Source organism: Mycolicibacterium parafortuitum, from assembly GCF_010725485.1.
Taxonomy (GTDB): domain Bacteria; phylum Actinomycetota; class Actinomycetes; order Mycobacteriales; family Mycobacteriaceae; genus Mycobacterium.
The window spans coordinates 347,061-360,417 of sequence record NZ_AP022598.1 but is presented as its reverse complement, the minus strand read 5'-3'; the positions used below and the strand labels follow the sequence as shown (position 1 = coordinate 360,417).

The window sequence follows — 13,357 nt, the reverse complement described above, 5'->3', positions numbered from 1 at the left end:
CATCCCGCTTCAGACCATGTAGGTGGAGTTGATGATGGCGCCCTTCCGGGCGTAGTGGATCAACGCGTCCTGTACGTCCAGTGGGTGTGCAGGGATGACGCCTTCGATGAGGTCCTCTTCGCGGCCGCCGTGCAGGGCAAGTCCGAAGCGGCAGCAGAACACGGTTCCGCCCTCGCCGATGAACGTCCCGAGCGCGTCGTTGATGTTCTGCTCACCGGGGAATCCTGAGTCTCCGGTGGTCGGAAAGCCGCGGGTGGCAAGGCAGTTGATTGCCCCGGGGCCGTAGAAGTAGATCGCCGACTCGAAGCCCTTCCGAAGTGCGCGGGTGGCCTGCAGCACCGCGACGAAGCTGACCGACGACTCGTGGGCGATGCCGTGGACGAGGGTGAAGTAGCTCTCGCCGTTCTCGGCCTTGTAGTCGGGGAAGATCTTGGTGCCGCCGTAGATGTTGGAGCCCTTGGGCAGTGACGGGTGGGGGATCTCGGCGAGCGAGGTGGCGATGTTCTCCGCGATCGTGGCGTCAAAAGGCATAAAGGCTCCCGGGATTCGTAGCGGTTACGTTCTCGTGGCGACGATGCCCGAGGGCCGAGTATCGGCGGCCGCTTCAAGTACAGGCCTGCGCGATTGCGCACTGGTTGCCGATGGACTACGAATTCGTTAGGGAGAGTTCACCGGGGAAACGCGGTGGAAACACCCGGGCGTGAGAGTTTGCCGATGCGCTGAGCGTTAACCCACGGCTGTCTATATCGCCCAGGCCGCAACCCGGAATGATATTTCGCGGCAGAGGCGATTCAGGTGCCGAGGGTGAATTCCTCTGCCAGGCCGTCGATCCCGGCCTGGATCGCCTCGATTGCGCCCTTGCGGGCCTTCAGCTTGGTGGCCAGGTGGGCGCCGGTGTGCAGGGTGGCCGCCGCCTCGGCCGCCACCTGCTGTGCCCGGGGGAGCACCTGATCGGCGTCGACGATCTCGTCGAGCCAGCCGGCGGCCACCGCGTCGGCACCGGCGAACGTCGTCGCCAGCGCGGCGGCCCGCTCGAAGGCCGCCGGGGTGAGCCGGGCGCGCATGATCTCCAGCGCCGAGATCGGGATCGTCATGCCGATCGCGACCTCGATGGCCTGGCACCGTGACTTCGGCTGGCCGATCCGGTGGTCGCCGGAGAGCAGCAGGAACGAGCCCATCGCGATCGCGGGCCCGGTGGCGGCGATGATCACCGGCGCCGGGAACGTCAGCGTCCGCAGCGACAGTTCGAAGCCGCCGGAGAGCATGCCCAGCGCGGCGGCGGCATCGCCGGACTGGAACACCGAGAGATCGAAACCGCCGCTGAACACCCGGGAGTTGCCGGCCAGCACGACGGCCTTGGTCTTGTCCGCCTCGGCGCGGTCGAGCGCCCCGTTGATCGCAGCCTGCATGGCGGGCCCGAGCACGTTCACCTTGCCGTCGTCGAGGGTGATCGTGGCCACGGAGTCGGCGAACTCATACGAGACGGAGTCGGTCATGAGGGAAACGTAACAGCGCTCACGCCGACACTACGTAAGCGGGCCGGACCGACTACTGCGCAGAAGAAGTAGTGCATTACTCAGGCCGGTCGCCGTGCGACTGCATAGCGTCAGATTCGCGCGGTACACGAGGGGTTACCGCGACTCGGATCCCAGGGGATGCGAAATACGCGGTCACCCGCAGCCAATCGGTTTCCTGGAACGTGGGGGTTCAGGAAGCCGCGACGAGTGCCGGGCTCTCCGTGACGGACGGGGGCGTCACGGAGCCCGGCACGAGTCGTTCCGCGCGCGCCGCCCAGTCCGGATCCGTCCACGCCACCCGCGCGGGCAGGTGCCGCCAATAGGACGGATGCGCCCGCAACTGGCTCTGCACGCTCGCATGCACCGCAGCGCCGTCGGGAACTTTGCGGACGGCCACGGTGTGCGCATGCCCGGCCAAGGCGTCGGCGGCCATCGGAGCGGGGTGGCCGTCGACGCCGCACCCCACGATCGCCCCGGCGGTGACAGCACCGTCGAGCACCCAGTCCAATGCGATTCCGGCCAGCGGTGGGCACGCGCGGTGGCCGCCGACGAGGTCGCGGTGCCCGCCCCGGAACCAGACCTCGCGCACGGACTCGGGGCCGTCGGGCAGCCGCGGCGCCCGCGGTCGCGGTGCGCCGTCCAGCGCCAGCGCGTGCCGCGCCGCGCGCACGCGGGGTAGCCGCGACGGCTCTCGCCCGAGGGGAGTGCCGGGGTAGCCCGCGGCATCGAACATGCCGAGGAAATGTACGTCGGCACCGGCCTCGGAGCGGCCGGACAGGGCTGCCGTCAACCCGGCGATGTGCGCCCAGTCGGCCGCATCGCGCCAGGTGCGGGGCAGTACGTAGGTGGAGAGCACGTAGCCGCGGAAGTCCTCGGCCGACCAGCCGGCCACGTCGTCGTCACCCAGCACCCCGACGGCGCCGAGCAGCTGGGCCAGCGAGTGCGCGCAGGTCGCGCCGTGGCCGGCACCGAACAACAAGATCCGGTCGCCCGGCCGCCAATGGTCGACGAGGAACCCGTACGCCTCGACGATGGCCGCGCGGGCCTCGTCCACGTCGCCGCGGCGGGGGCCGGCGGACCAGACGAGCTGGTCGTCGGTGCGCAGCAGCAGTTGCGCCAGCAGCGCGGCATTGGTGGGATTCTCGGCACCGTCGAGGTCGCGGTCACGGTCGAAGCACAGCGCGATGTTCTTCACGAGGACCCCCGGCGCGGGTTAGGCGACAGCGCTGGCATCGAGTTTGCCAGAACCGGGGGCGGACGGGGCCGGAACGCCGAACTCCGGGCCACGCGGGGCGGCTCGTCAGCCGCCCATCAGCATCCGCCACTGGTCCAGATCGCGGGCCCGGTAGACGTAGTTGCTGCCGCGCACATCCGACAACGGCGCGCTCGGCTCGGCGGAGTACCAGTGGCCCGGGAACACCGTCGGATCGCCGGGAAGCTGGGCGAGGGCCTGCAGGCTGCGGAACATGTCGTCGACGTTGCCGCCGGGGAAGTCGGTGCGCCCGCACCCTTCCAGGAACAGGGTGTCGCCCGCGACGAGGCGCCCGTCGAGCAGGAAGCACTGGCTGCCCGGGGTGTGACCGGGGGTGTGCAGCAGCTCGATGTCGATGGCGCCGACCGCGACCTTGTCGCCGTGCTGGTGAGCGGTCAGCTCACTGCGCGCGATCCCGGTGACGTTCGCGACCCAGTCGGCCTCGTGGGCGTTCACGTGCACCGGGACGCTGACCCGCTCCAGCAGCTCGGCGAGGCCCTTGAGCGTGAACCCCATCATCGAGCCGCCGACATGGTCTGGGTGGTGGTGGGTGACCAGCACTCCGGACAGGTGCATGCCGTCGGCCTCCAGCGCGTCCACCAGATCCCCGGCGGCGTAGGCGGGGTCGACGACGACGGTGTCGCCGGTCTCGCGGTCGCCGATCAGATAGGCGAAATTGCGCATCTGCTGGGCGATCATGTCGCCGGCGGCGAAATCGCGCCCGGACAGCAGCTGCTTGAAGTAGAGGCGGTCGGTGTTCTCCGTGGCGGGGTCATCCGTGGCGGGCATGCGCACAGCGTAGGCACTAGAGCCCCAAACAGCGGGAACCGCCCGAAAACGCACACTTTGACCTGCGGTTTGGTGTCGGAATCGGTGAGACTGTACCCTCTTTAAGGCTCGCCGCTGTGGCGCGAGTGCAGGCCCCCTTAGCTCAGTCGGCAGAGCGTTTCCATGGTAAGGAAAAGGTCAACGGTTCGATTCCGTTAGGGGGCTCGGTGGGAACCGGGTGGCGGTCAGTTCGCTTGAGCTCGGATCCGTCCGGGGCGGTGTAGCTCAGCTGGTTAGAGCGCACGACTCATAATCGTGAGGTCGGGGGATCGAGCCCCCCCACCGCTACAACACACGACCGTAGAAGAAAGAGACGACAGTGGCCTCCAGTACTGACGTGCGGCCCAAGATCACCTTGGCCTGCGAGGTGTGCAAGCACCGCAACTACATCACCAAGAAGAACCGCCGCAACGATCCCGACCGCCTCGAGATCAAGAAGTTCTGCCCGAACTGCGGTAAGCACCAGGCCCACAAAGAGTCGCGCTAGCGACCCGGATCCGGCCCGGCACCGTCGTATCGCGGTCACCGAGGCCGACCAGGTAGGTTCACTGTCGTGTCGTCGCTGGCTGGATACGTCGGAACGCACTTCCGGTATCCCGATTTCTACACCGTCGGCCGCGAGAAGATCCGCGAGTACGCCGTGGCGGTCAAGAACGACGATCCCGCGTACTTCGAGGAAGCCGCTGCCGCCGAGTTGGGCCACGACTCGCTGCCGGCGCCGCTGACCTTCATCTCGGTGTTCGGATACCAGGCGCAGTTGGCGATGTTCGACGCCGCCGGTATCGGCATTTCTGACGCGCAGATCGTCCAGGTCGACCAGGCCATCCGGTTCGTCCGGCCCATCAAGGCGGGCGACAAGCTCTACTGCGACGTGTGGATCGACTCGGTCCGCAAAGCGCACGGCACGGACCTCATCGTGACCAAGAACATCGTCAGCACAGAAGACGGCCAAGTCGTGCAGGAGTGCTACACCACGCTGGCGGGTCGTAGCGAAGAAGACGGAGAGAGTGGCTTCACAGATGGCACTGCGTGAGTTCAGTTCGGTCAAGGTCGGCGACAAGCTGCCGGAAAAGGTCATCCCACTGACGCGGGCCGACCTCGTCAACTACGCGGGTGTATCCGGCGACCTGAACCCGATCCACTGGGACGACGAGATCGCCAAGCAGGTCGGGCTGGACACCGCGATCGCCCACGGCATGCTGACCATGGGCGTCGGCGGCGGCTACATCACCTCGTGGGTCGGTGACCCGGCCGCGGTCAAGGAGTACAACGTGCGGTTCACCGCCGTCGTACCCGTCCCCAACGACGGCACAGGCGCCGAGATCGTGTTCAACGGCCGGGTGAAATCCGTCGACCCCGAATCGAAGGACGTGACCATCGCGCTGACGGCCACGTCCGGCGGCAAGAAGATCTTCGGGCGCGCCATCGCGGTCGCGACGCTCGCGTAGGGAGGTACCGATGGCACTCAAGACCGACATCCGCGGGATGGTCTGGAAGTACCCCGACGCCTTCGTCGTCGGCCGCGAACAGATCCGGCAGTACGCGAACGCCGTCAAGGCCACCGATCCGGCGTCACTGGACCTGGAGGCGGCCCAGGAGCTCGGCCATCCCGGTCTGGTCGCGGGCCCGACGTTCATGTCGATCCTCGCGGTGATGACCCAGCGGCACTTCTTCCAGCACGTCGACATCGGTTTCGAGACCATGCAGATCGTGCAGGTGGACCAGAAGTTCCTGTTCCACCGGCCGATCAAGGAGGGTGACGTCCTGCACGCCACGATGTTCATCGAGAGCGTCGACGAGCGCTTCGGTGCCGACATCGTGACCACCCGCAACGAGCTCACCGACGACGCCGGCGAGGTCGTGATGGAGGCGTTCACGACGCTGATGGGCCACGAGGGCGACAACTCGATCTCCGCGGGCTGGGATCCCGAGACCGGCCAGGTCGTGCGCAAGCCCGTGACCCACGACGAGCTCGAGGCCGCGCAGTAGAAGGCCCGCCGCCATCGGCGATCGCGCGTCGCCGGGAGTCCGAGATGGTGCGGATTAGCAACTCGGACCCACGGCGCGCTACACTCAGGCTTCGGGGTTTTCCCAGTTAAGCGCGCTGTCCGCAGGCTCTGATCGAGCGAACGGGGAGCGCGCGATCTGTGTGGGCCCTGCAGGGATCCCCTGAAGGGGCGTAGCTCAACTGGCAGAGCAGCGGTCTCCAAAACCGCAGGTTGCAGGTTCAAGTCCTGTCGCCCCTGCGCAACTGAATACTCGACAGAGTGGCCACATTCCGGTTCTGGATACTGGAGAGTGGATCACTAAGGACGAACAGACGGGAAGCATGCGGTGAGCGACGAGCGCGACGGTGTCAGCTCCGCGGACACCGACAGCGGCACGGAGACCGGCGATGGCGACACCGGCGGTCAGACCGCGGTGGTGACGCGGCCCCTGCGGCCCACCGGGAAGCGGTCACGGCGTGCCGTCGATGCCGAGGCAACTGCCGACGAGAAGCCCGAGACCGAGAGCTCCGGATCGAAGGACGACGGCCGCGGGCCCAAGGCCAAGAAGAAGACGGCCAAGAAGCCCAAGGACGGCCCGTCCCGCAACCCGATCACCTACATCGTCAACTACCTCAAGGAAGTTGTCGGCGAGCTCAAGAAGGTCATCTGGCCGAACCGTAAACAGATGATCAGCTACACGACCGTGGTGCTGTTCTTCCTGATTTTCATGGTGGCGCTGATCGGCGGGGTGGACCTCGGCCTTGCGAGGCTTGTGACCTGGGTCTTCGCCTGATCCCCGAGCGGGACGCCAGGAAAGAAACTGAGAGAGGACTGACACGTGACTAGCTTCGACGGCGATGCGCCCACGGGCGACACCGTCGACACCATTGACGACACCAACGCCGAGGCCGGTTCCGACGCTGTGCGCAGCGACGAGGACGCCGCGCCCGCCGAGGTCACCGATGTCATCGAAGGTGCCGACGCCGGCGAGAGTGCCGACCAGGACGCCGCCGCAGAGGCCACTCCCGAAGAGGACGAGGATCCCGCGGTCGCGCTGAAGAAGGAACTGCGTCTCAAGCCCGGCGAGTGGTACGTGATCCACTCGTACGCCGGCTACGAGAACAAGGTGAAGGCCAACCTCGAGACCCGCGTGCAGAACCTCGACGTCGGCGACTACATCTTCCAGGTCGAGGTGCCGACCGAAGAGGTCACCGAGATCAAGAACGGCCAGCGCAAGCAGGTCAACCGCAAGGTGCTGCCGGGTTACATCCTGGTGCGCATGGAGCTCAACGACGAGTCGTGGGGCGCGGTGCGCAACACCCCCGGTGTGACCGGATTCGTCGGCGCGACGTCGCGTCCGTCGCCGCTGTCGCTGGACGACGTCGTCAAGTTCCTGCTGCCGCCCGCCGCGGCGAAGAAGCCCGGCAAGGCGGCCGCCTCGTCTGCGGCGGCTGCGACCTCGGAGGCCGGTGGTATCGAGCGGCCCGTCATCGAGGTCGACTTCGAGGTCGGCGAGTCGGTCACCGTCATGGACGGCCCGTTCGCGACGCTGCCCGCATCGATCAGCGAGGTCAACGCCGAGCAGCAGAAGCTCAAGGTGCTGGTGTCGATCTTCGGACGTGAGACGCCGGTCGAACTGACCTTCAACCAGGTCGCCAAGATTTAACCGGGCACCCGCCCGGCGAGAGAAAAGAAGGAAAGCACAGCCATGCCCCCGAAGAAGAAGGTCGTCGGGCTGATCAAGCTGCAGATCCAGGCCGGGCAGGCCAACCCCGCCCCGCCGGTCGGTCCCGCGCTCGGCCAGCACGGCGTGAACATCATGGAGTTCTGCAAGGCGTACAACGCCGCGACCGAGTCGCAGCGCGGCAACGTCATCCCCGTGGAGATCACCGTCTACGAGGACCGCAGCTTCACGTTCGCACTCAAGACCCCGCCCGCCGCCAAGCTGCTGCTCAAGGCAGCCGGTGTGCAGAAGGGTTCCGGCGAGCCGCACAAGACCAAGGTCGCGAAGGTCACCTGGGACCAGGTCCGCGAGATCGCCGAGACCAAGAAGTCCGATCTGAACGCCAACGACATCGACGCCGCGGCGAAGATCATCGCAGGCACCGCCCGCTCCATGGGCATCACGGTCGAGTAGCTTGCGGATCGACCAGACGACGGTCGAGTAGAAGTACGAAAGCGTGGGAGGGCCAGCTACGGCCCGCCGACCACAACTCTGAACTGGAGACATCAATGAGCAAGAACAGCAAGGCCTACCGCGAAGCCGCCGAGAAGGTGGACCGCAACAAGCTCTACACGCCGCTGGAGGCCGCGAAGCTGGCCAAGGAAACGTCGTCGAAGAAGCAGGACGCCACCGTCGAGGTCGCGATCCGCCTCGGCGTCGACCCGCGTAAGGCCGACCAGATGGTGCGCGGCACCGTGAACCTGCCCCACGGCACCGGTAAGACCGCGCGCGTGGCCGTCTTCGCCGTCGGTGAGAAGGCCGAGCAGGCCCTCGCCGCGGGCGCCGACGTGGTCGGCAGCGACGACCTGATCGAGAAGATCCAGGGCGGCTTCCTCGACTTCGACGCCGCGATCGCCACCCCGGACCAGATGGCCAAGGTCGGTCGCATCGCCCGCATCCTCGGCCCGCGTGGCCTGATGCCGAACCCGAAGACCGGCACCGTGACCCCTGACGTCACCAAGGCCGTCAACGACATCAAGGGCGGCAAGATCAACTTCCGCGTCGACAAGCAGGCCAACCTGCACTTCGTGATCGGCAAGGCGTCGTTCGACGAGAAGGCGCTCGCCGAGAACTACGGCGCCGCGCTCGACGAGATCCTGCGCGCCAAGCCGTCTTCGTCGAAGGGCCGCTACCTGAAGAAGGTGGTCGTCTCGACCACCACGGGCCCCGGCATCCCGGTGGACCCGGCCGTGACCCGCAACTTCGCGGAGGAGTCGGCCTAGCCCGACGAGCCCGAAGCACGCTACGAGAAACCCCGCCCGCCGGGCGGGGTTTTCTTGTCTCACAAGACCTTCGACGATGTAGGGATTTTGAGAGTGCCCCTCGGTCGCCGCCTCCGACCCGCCTGGAACACCGTCCCCCACAAACGGTGGATCCGGCGCGCTGGTCAGAGGTCTCCGGTATCCCCCTGGTGAACCGTGATGCGGTGGCCGAAGAGCACCCTCGAGGGTGAAGGTAACACCGATCGACCGCGGCTGCGGCGTATGTGCGAAAAGCCGCAGCCGAGCGCCGATCGGAGGCGATACTGACTGTGGCGGCATCACCGAAGAGCCGCGGCCTTCGGGCCGACATGGAGAATCCCCCGCATTCAGGCGTGCGGGGGATTCTTCTTTTCAGCTGGGTCAGGCGGAGACGGCCGGCTTCAGGTAGGTGACCAGGCTGACGTCGATGGCCTCGTCGATGAAGTAGTACTGGCAGCCCTTCAGGTAGCGCATGTAGCGCTCGTAGTTCTCCTCGTCGGTGGCCGCGATCGCTTCATCCTTGCTGGCTTCGAGCCGGTCGGCCCAGATGCCGAGCGTCTTGATGTAGTGGTTGCGCAGCGAGATCGCCTCCGGCACCACGAAGCCGGCCTTCTCGCCGTGCTCGACCATCATTCCGGTGGTGGGCAGGCGGCCACCCGGGAAGATCTCGGTGATCATGAACTTGATGAAGCGGGCCAACTCGAACGTCAGCTTCTTCCCGCGCTCGGCGAGGTCGTACGGGTGGTATCCGACGCTGCTCTGGATGGTCATGCGGCCGTCCTCGGGCAGCACGTCGAAACACATCTTGAAGAAGTCGTCGTAGCGCTCGAACCCGAAATGTTCGAACGCCTCGATCGACACGATGCGGTCGACGGGCGAGTGGAACTGCTCCCAGCCCTCCAACCGGACATCGAAGGTGCGCTCGGTGTCGAGCTTGCCGAGTAGCTGCTCGCAGTACGCCTTCTGGTTCTTCGACAGGGTCAGGCCGATGACGTTGACGTCGTACTTCTCCATCGCGCGCTGCAGCGTCAGACCCCAGCCGCAACCGACCTCCAGCAGCGTCATCCCGGGCTTGAGGTCCAGTTTGTCGAGGTGCTGGTCGACGTTGGCGATCTGCGCCTCCGACAGCGTGACGTTCGGGCCGGTGAAGTAGGCGCAGCTGTACTTGCGGGTCGGATCCTGGAAGACGCCGAAGAAATCGTCAGACAGGTCGTAGTGGGCCTGGATGTCCTCGAAATGAGGAGTCAGGTCCTTCGTGCCGGCGGAGTTGTCAGACATGTTTCCTCTGCTTCGCGCTGCTGTGTCAGTACGTCATCGTTGTCAAGACGAACGAGACGTTACCTAAGACACGGTTCGGCCTTCTGCAAACACGCGTCTCGAAGACCACAGCGTAGCGTTCGACGACCTGCCCGATCCAATCCTGCCGACCGGTCACTTCGCCAGCGTGAACTGGTTGACGTCGATGTAGCCGACCCGGAATCCGGCCGCGCAGCCGGTCAGATAGTGCATGTACCGGTCGTACACCTGCTCGGACTGGATCCTGATCGCATCGTCGCGGCGAGACTCCAGAGCCTGCGCCCAGCAGTCCAGTGTGCGTGCGTAATGGGGCTGGAGTGACTGGGTGCGCGTCAACTCGAACCCCGGTATCGCGGCATGCTCGCCGACCAGTTCGATCGTCGGTAGATATCCGCCCGGGAAGATCTCGGTGAGGATGAATTTGACGAACCTGGCCACCGAGAAGGTCAGCGGCATTCCCCGTTCCGCCATCTGGGGCACGGTGAGCGCGGTGATGGTGTGCAGGAGCATCACCCCGTCCTCGGGGAGCGCCCGATACGCCATCGCGAAGAAGTCGTCCCACCGGTCCCTGCCGAAATGCTCGAACGCCCCGATCGACACGATCCGGTCGACGGGTTCGTCGAACTGTTCCCAGCCGCGCAGCAGCACGCGCTTGTCCCGCGGGCTGTCCGATTCGGCGAAGACGCGCTCGACATGGGCTTTCTGGTTCTCGCTCAGCGTCAGGCCGATGACGTTGACGTCGTATTTCTCCAGCGCGCGCAGCATCGTCGACCCCCACCCGCAGCCGACGTCGAGCAGGGTCATGCCCGGTTGCAGGCCGAGCTTGCCCAGCGCCAGGTCGACCTTGGCGAGCTGGGCCTGCTCGAGGGACATGTCGTCGCGCTCGAAATAGGCGCAGCTGTAGGTCTGGGACGGGTCGAGGAAGAGCCGGAAGAAGTCGTCGGACAGGTCGTAGTGCGCCTGGACGTCCTGGAAGTGGGGTTTGAGGTCGCGCTTTCTGGTCGAGGCCATGGCGGCTTCCCGTTGGGCACAGCCCGAAGAGGTTCTCCTGAAACGGCGGCGAAAAGTGCCCGACTGGAGGCGATGCTACGTGGGTTTAGGACCCTGTGAATTGACGCCGGAGTCGAACTTTCCAGGTCAGGGAGCTTCGGCGAAAGTGGTCTTGAGCTCACCGACGATGTCGTCCCACAGCGGCTCGGGAAGTTCGTGGCCCATACCGTCGAACAGCACGAGCCGCGCCCCGGGAATGGCCCGGGCGATCGCCCGCCCTCCGGACGGGCGCATCAGCTTGTCGGCCTTGCCGTGGAGGACCACGGTCGGCACGGTGATCTGGCGGTCGTACCGGCGCAGGCTGCCGGTGCCCAGGATCGCCGCGAAGTGCCTGCCGACCCCGGCCGGGTAGTAGCTGCGGTCATAGCCCTCGATCGCGTCGGCGCGCAGCCGCTGCTCGTCGGCCGGGTAGCCGGGGCTGCCGATGATGCGGGCGACGCGCACCGCGTTGTCGATGATCGCCTCGCGCGACGAACCGTCGGGGCGCTGCAGGATCGCCGACAGTTGGCGCAGCCCGGGCGGGGGCAGGGCCGCCTGGTTGTTGCTGGAGAAGATCACCCCGAGAGTCTTGGTGCGGGGATGGTGCCGGGCCGCGAAGACCTGGGCGATCATCCCGCCCATCGACGCGCCGACCACATGGGCGGTGTCGATGCCGAGATGGTCCAGCAACGCCGCCGCGTCGTCGGCCATGTCCTCGAGCGTGTACGGCGCCGGGCTGGGCAGCCCGACGAACGACCGCGCCATCCGGGGTAGCAGCGGAGCGCCCGCGTGCCTGCCGGCCAGCTTGGACGACAACCCGACATCGCGGTTGTCGAACCGGATGACGCGCAAACCCTGGTCGATCAGCTTCTCGCAGAAAGCCTTGCGCCACAACAGTAATTGCGCGCCGAGGCCCATGATCAACAGCACCGCCGGATCGCCCGGATCGCCCATGTCCTCGTAGTGGATCTCCAGCTCGCCGGAGCGCGCCGTGCCGTGGCGGATCTGCACTACGAGTCCAACTCCTGGTCGTGCTCCCGGGATACTTCCACCATGAAGTTCGCGAAGTACCCGGTCAGGGACGGATCGCTCATCATCTGCCAGCTGGGCGCCAGCAGCTTCATGTAGCGCTCGACGTAGAGGAACTGCTTGCCGATCAGCACCAGCTCGCGCGGCAGCTTCACGTCGTAGGCGTCGGCCAGCGCCGAGAGCTGCTTGCCGATCTCGGCGTAGCTCAAGTCTCCCAACGACTTCAGCGTCAGCGGCGTCGCGAACTTCTCCAGGTCCCTGGCCGCCTCGGCCTCGGGCCGCACGGTGCCGACGGCGCCCATCAGTACCACGATCTTGCCCGCGGCGGCGTGGTCCTTCTTCACCAGCAGCGCGTAGACGAGCTCGCGCAGCAACCACCGGGTGCGCGGGTCGATGCGGCCCATGATGCCGAAGTCGAAGAACACGATCTTGCCGTCGTCGTCGACGTACAGGTTGCCCGCGTGCAGGTCGCCGTGGAACAGGCCGTGCCGCAGACCGCCCTCGAACAGGCTGAACAGCAGCGCCTTGACCAGCTCGGTGCCGTCGAATCCCTTCTTGCGGATCGCGGCGACGTCGTCGATGCGGACGCCGGTCACCCGCTCCATCGTCAGCACGCGTTCACTGGTCAGGTCCCAGAACACCTGCGGCACACGGATGTTGCGGCCCAGCGGTGACGCGTGCATGTGGGAGACCCACGCGTCCATGGACTGGGCCTCGAGCCGGAAGTCGAGCTCCTCGGCGAGGTTGTCGGCGAAGTCGGCGACCACGTCCTGGGCGGACAGCCGCTGCCCGAGCTTGGCGAATTCGACCAGGCGCGCACCGCGTCTGAGGATCTGCAGGTCCGCGGCGACCCGGCGCCGGATGCCCGGGCGCTGGATCTTGACCACGACCTCCTCGCCCGAGTGCAGCGTCGCGTAGTGCACCTGCGCGATCGACGCCGACGCGAACGGTTTCTCGTCGAACGATTTGAACAGGTTCTGGGGTTCGTCGCCGAGTTCCTCGCGGAAGAGTTTGTGCACCGCATCGGTGTCGGCGGGCGGGACCCGGTCGAGCAGGCTGCGGAACTCGCGACTCAGCGGCTCGCCGAATGCGCCGGGGCTCGACGCGATGATCTGGCCGAATTTCACATAGGTGGGCCCGAGGTCGGCGAAGGTCTGGGGGATCTGCTTGACGATCTTCTGCTGCAGGGAGCCGCGCTTGCCGAGGGCTGCAGCGACGCGGGCCCCGGTGCGGGTGATCTGCCAGCCGGTCGCGCCGACGCGCGCTGCCTCGACCGGAAGGGGGACACGGTCCAACCTGGCAACCGCGCGGTGTGGTGTTCGCTGGTTTTTCTGGGTGGAACTCATGTAATGCAGTGTGTCAAAAGCCGCGGGTTGTGGGAAAAGCTGTGTAGCGGGTCACAACACCGCTACCCGAACGCGTGGGCCCACCCCCTTTGGCTACAGATGTGGCCA

Annotated in this window: 16 protein-coding genes and 3 tRNA genes; 11 read left to right on the top strand and 8 right to left on the bottom strand. The window is 66.4% G+C overall.

The window, feature by feature from the left end; translation table 11 throughout:
• Positions 1-9: 9 nt before the first annotated feature.
• From NTM_RS01720 to NTM_RS01705, 4 genes are all read right to left on the bottom strand, one after another.
• Positions 10-531 carry an MSMEG_0572/Sll0783 family nitrogen starvation response protein gene (locus NTM_RS01720; protein ID WP_104862094.1) on the bottom strand — a complete coding sequence of 174 codons (522 nt, stop codon included), beginning with the start codon at positions 529-531 and terminating at the stop codon, positions 10-12.
• A 260-nt stretch (positions 532-791) separates the two neighbouring features.
• Positions 792-1,496: a crotonase/enoyl-CoA hydratase family protein gene (locus NTM_RS01715; protein WP_104862095.1), complete on the bottom strand. Its 705-nt coding sequence runs from the start codon at positions 1,494-1,496 to the stop codon at positions 792-794.
• 211 nt (positions 1,497-1,707) lie between these two features.
• On the bottom strand, positions 1,708-2,712 hold the full coding sequence (locus NTM_RS01710) for a phospholipase effector Tle1 domain-containing protein (protein WP_163765237.1): 1,005 nt from the start codon (positions 2,710-2,712) through the stop codon (positions 1,708-1,710).
• Positions 2,713-2,817: 105 nt separating this feature from the next.
• Complete coding sequence (locus NTM_RS01705; protein ID WP_163765236.1) at positions 2,818-3,558, bottom strand: MBL fold metallo-hydrolase; 741 nt, start codon at positions 3,556-3,558, stop codon at positions 2,818-2,820.
• Between the two features lie 131 nt (positions 3,559-3,689).
• Here NTM_RS01705 and NTM_RS01700 point away from each other — a divergent pair.
• The 11 genes from NTM_RS01700 (at position 3,690) to rplA (ending at position 8,531) form a co-directional block, all read left to right on the top strand.
• Positions 3,690-3,762, top strand: a tRNA-Thr gene (locus NTM_RS01700).
• Positions 3,763-3,811: 49 nt separating this feature from the next.
• Positions 3,812-3,885 (top strand) — tRNA-Met (locus NTM_RS01695).
• 31 nt (positions 3,886-3,916) lie between these two features.
• Positions 3,917-4,084, top strand: coding sequence for a 50S ribosomal protein L33 (gene rpmG, locus NTM_RS01690; protein ID WP_003929651.1), 168 nt, complete (start codon positions 3,917-3,919; stop codon positions 4,082-4,084).
• A 66-nt stretch (positions 4,085-4,150) separates the two neighbouring features.
• On the top strand, positions 4,151-4,630 hold the full coding sequence (gene hadA / locus NTM_RS01685; RefSeq protein WP_163765235.1) for a (3R)-hydroxyacyl-ACP dehydratase subunit HadA: 480 nt from the start codon (positions 4,151-4,153) through the stop codon (positions 4,628-4,630).
• A complete protein-coding gene (gene hadB / locus NTM_RS01680) occupies positions 4,617-5,045 on the top strand; it encodes a (3R)-hydroxyacyl-ACP dehydratase subunit HadB (RefSeq protein ID WP_104862099.1) in 429 nt (142 codons plus the stop codon). Before hadA ends, hadB begins: the two co-directional genes overlap by 14 nt.
• Before the next feature lie 10 nt (positions 5,046-5,055).
• The gene (gene hadC, locus NTM_RS01675) at positions 5,056-5,586 is read left to right on the top strand and encodes a (3R)-hydroxyacyl-ACP dehydratase subunit HadC (protein ID WP_163765234.1); all 531 of its coding nucleotides are present in this window, start codon (positions 5,056-5,058) and stop codon (positions 5,584-5,586) included.
• A gap of 184 nt (positions 5,587-5,770) precedes the next feature.
• Positions 5,771-5,843 (top strand) — tRNA-Trp (locus NTM_RS01670).
• Between the two features lie 88 nt (positions 5,844-5,931).
• Positions 5,932-6,378, top strand: coding sequence for a preprotein translocase subunit SecE (gene secE, locus NTM_RS01665; protein ID WP_163765233.1), 447 nt, complete (start codon positions 5,932-5,934; stop codon positions 6,376-6,378).
• Positions 6,379-6,423: 45 nt separating this feature from the next.
• A complete protein-coding gene (gene nusG / locus NTM_RS01660) occupies positions 6,424-7,251 on the top strand; it encodes a transcription termination/antitermination protein NusG (RefSeq protein ID WP_104862102.1) in 828 nt (275 codons plus the stop codon).
• Between the two features lie 42 nt (positions 7,252-7,293).
• The gene (rplK, locus tag NTM_RS01655) at positions 7,294-7,722 is read left to right on the top strand and encodes a 50S ribosomal protein L11 (RefSeq protein WP_083145972.1); all 429 of its coding nucleotides are present in this window, start codon (positions 7,294-7,296) and stop codon (positions 7,720-7,722) included.
• Positions 7,723-7,817: 95 nt separating this feature from the next.
• A complete protein-coding gene (gene rplA, locus NTM_RS01650) occupies positions 7,818-8,531 on the top strand; it encodes a 50S ribosomal protein L1 (protein WP_163765232.1) in 714 nt (237 codons plus the stop codon).
• Positions 8,532-8,930: 399 nt separating this feature from the next.
• On the opposite strand, the gene NTM_RS01645 is transcribed toward rplA, so the two are convergent.
• The 4 genes from NTM_RS01645 to NTM_RS01630 form a co-directional block, all read right to left on the bottom strand.
• The gene (locus NTM_RS01645) at positions 8,931-9,827 is read right to left on the bottom strand and encodes a cyclopropane mycolic acid synthase family methyltransferase (protein ID WP_163765231.1); all 897 of its coding nucleotides are present in this window, start codon (positions 9,825-9,827) and stop codon (positions 8,931-8,933) included.
• 153 nt (positions 9,828-9,980) lie between these two features.
• Positions 9,981-10,856 carry a cyclopropane mycolic acid synthase family methyltransferase gene (locus NTM_RS01640; RefSeq protein WP_104862105.1) on the bottom strand — a complete coding sequence of 292 codons (876 nt, stop codon included), beginning with the start codon at positions 10,854-10,856 and terminating at the stop codon, positions 9,981-9,983.
• Between the two features lie 126 nt (positions 10,857-10,982).
• Entirely contained in the window at positions 10,983-11,885 is a 903-nt protein-coding gene (locus NTM_RS01635; protein ID WP_104862106.1) for an alpha/beta fold hydrolase, read from the bottom strand.
• Positions 11,885-13,249: an ABC1 kinase family protein gene (locus tag NTM_RS01630; protein ID WP_163765230.1), complete on the bottom strand. Its 1,365-nt coding sequence runs from the start codon at positions 13,247-13,249 to the stop codon at positions 11,885-11,887. The genes NTM_RS01635 and NTM_RS01630 overlap by 1 nt, the downstream gene beginning before the upstream one ends.
• Between the last annotated feature and the right edge of the window lie 108 nt (positions 13,250-13,357).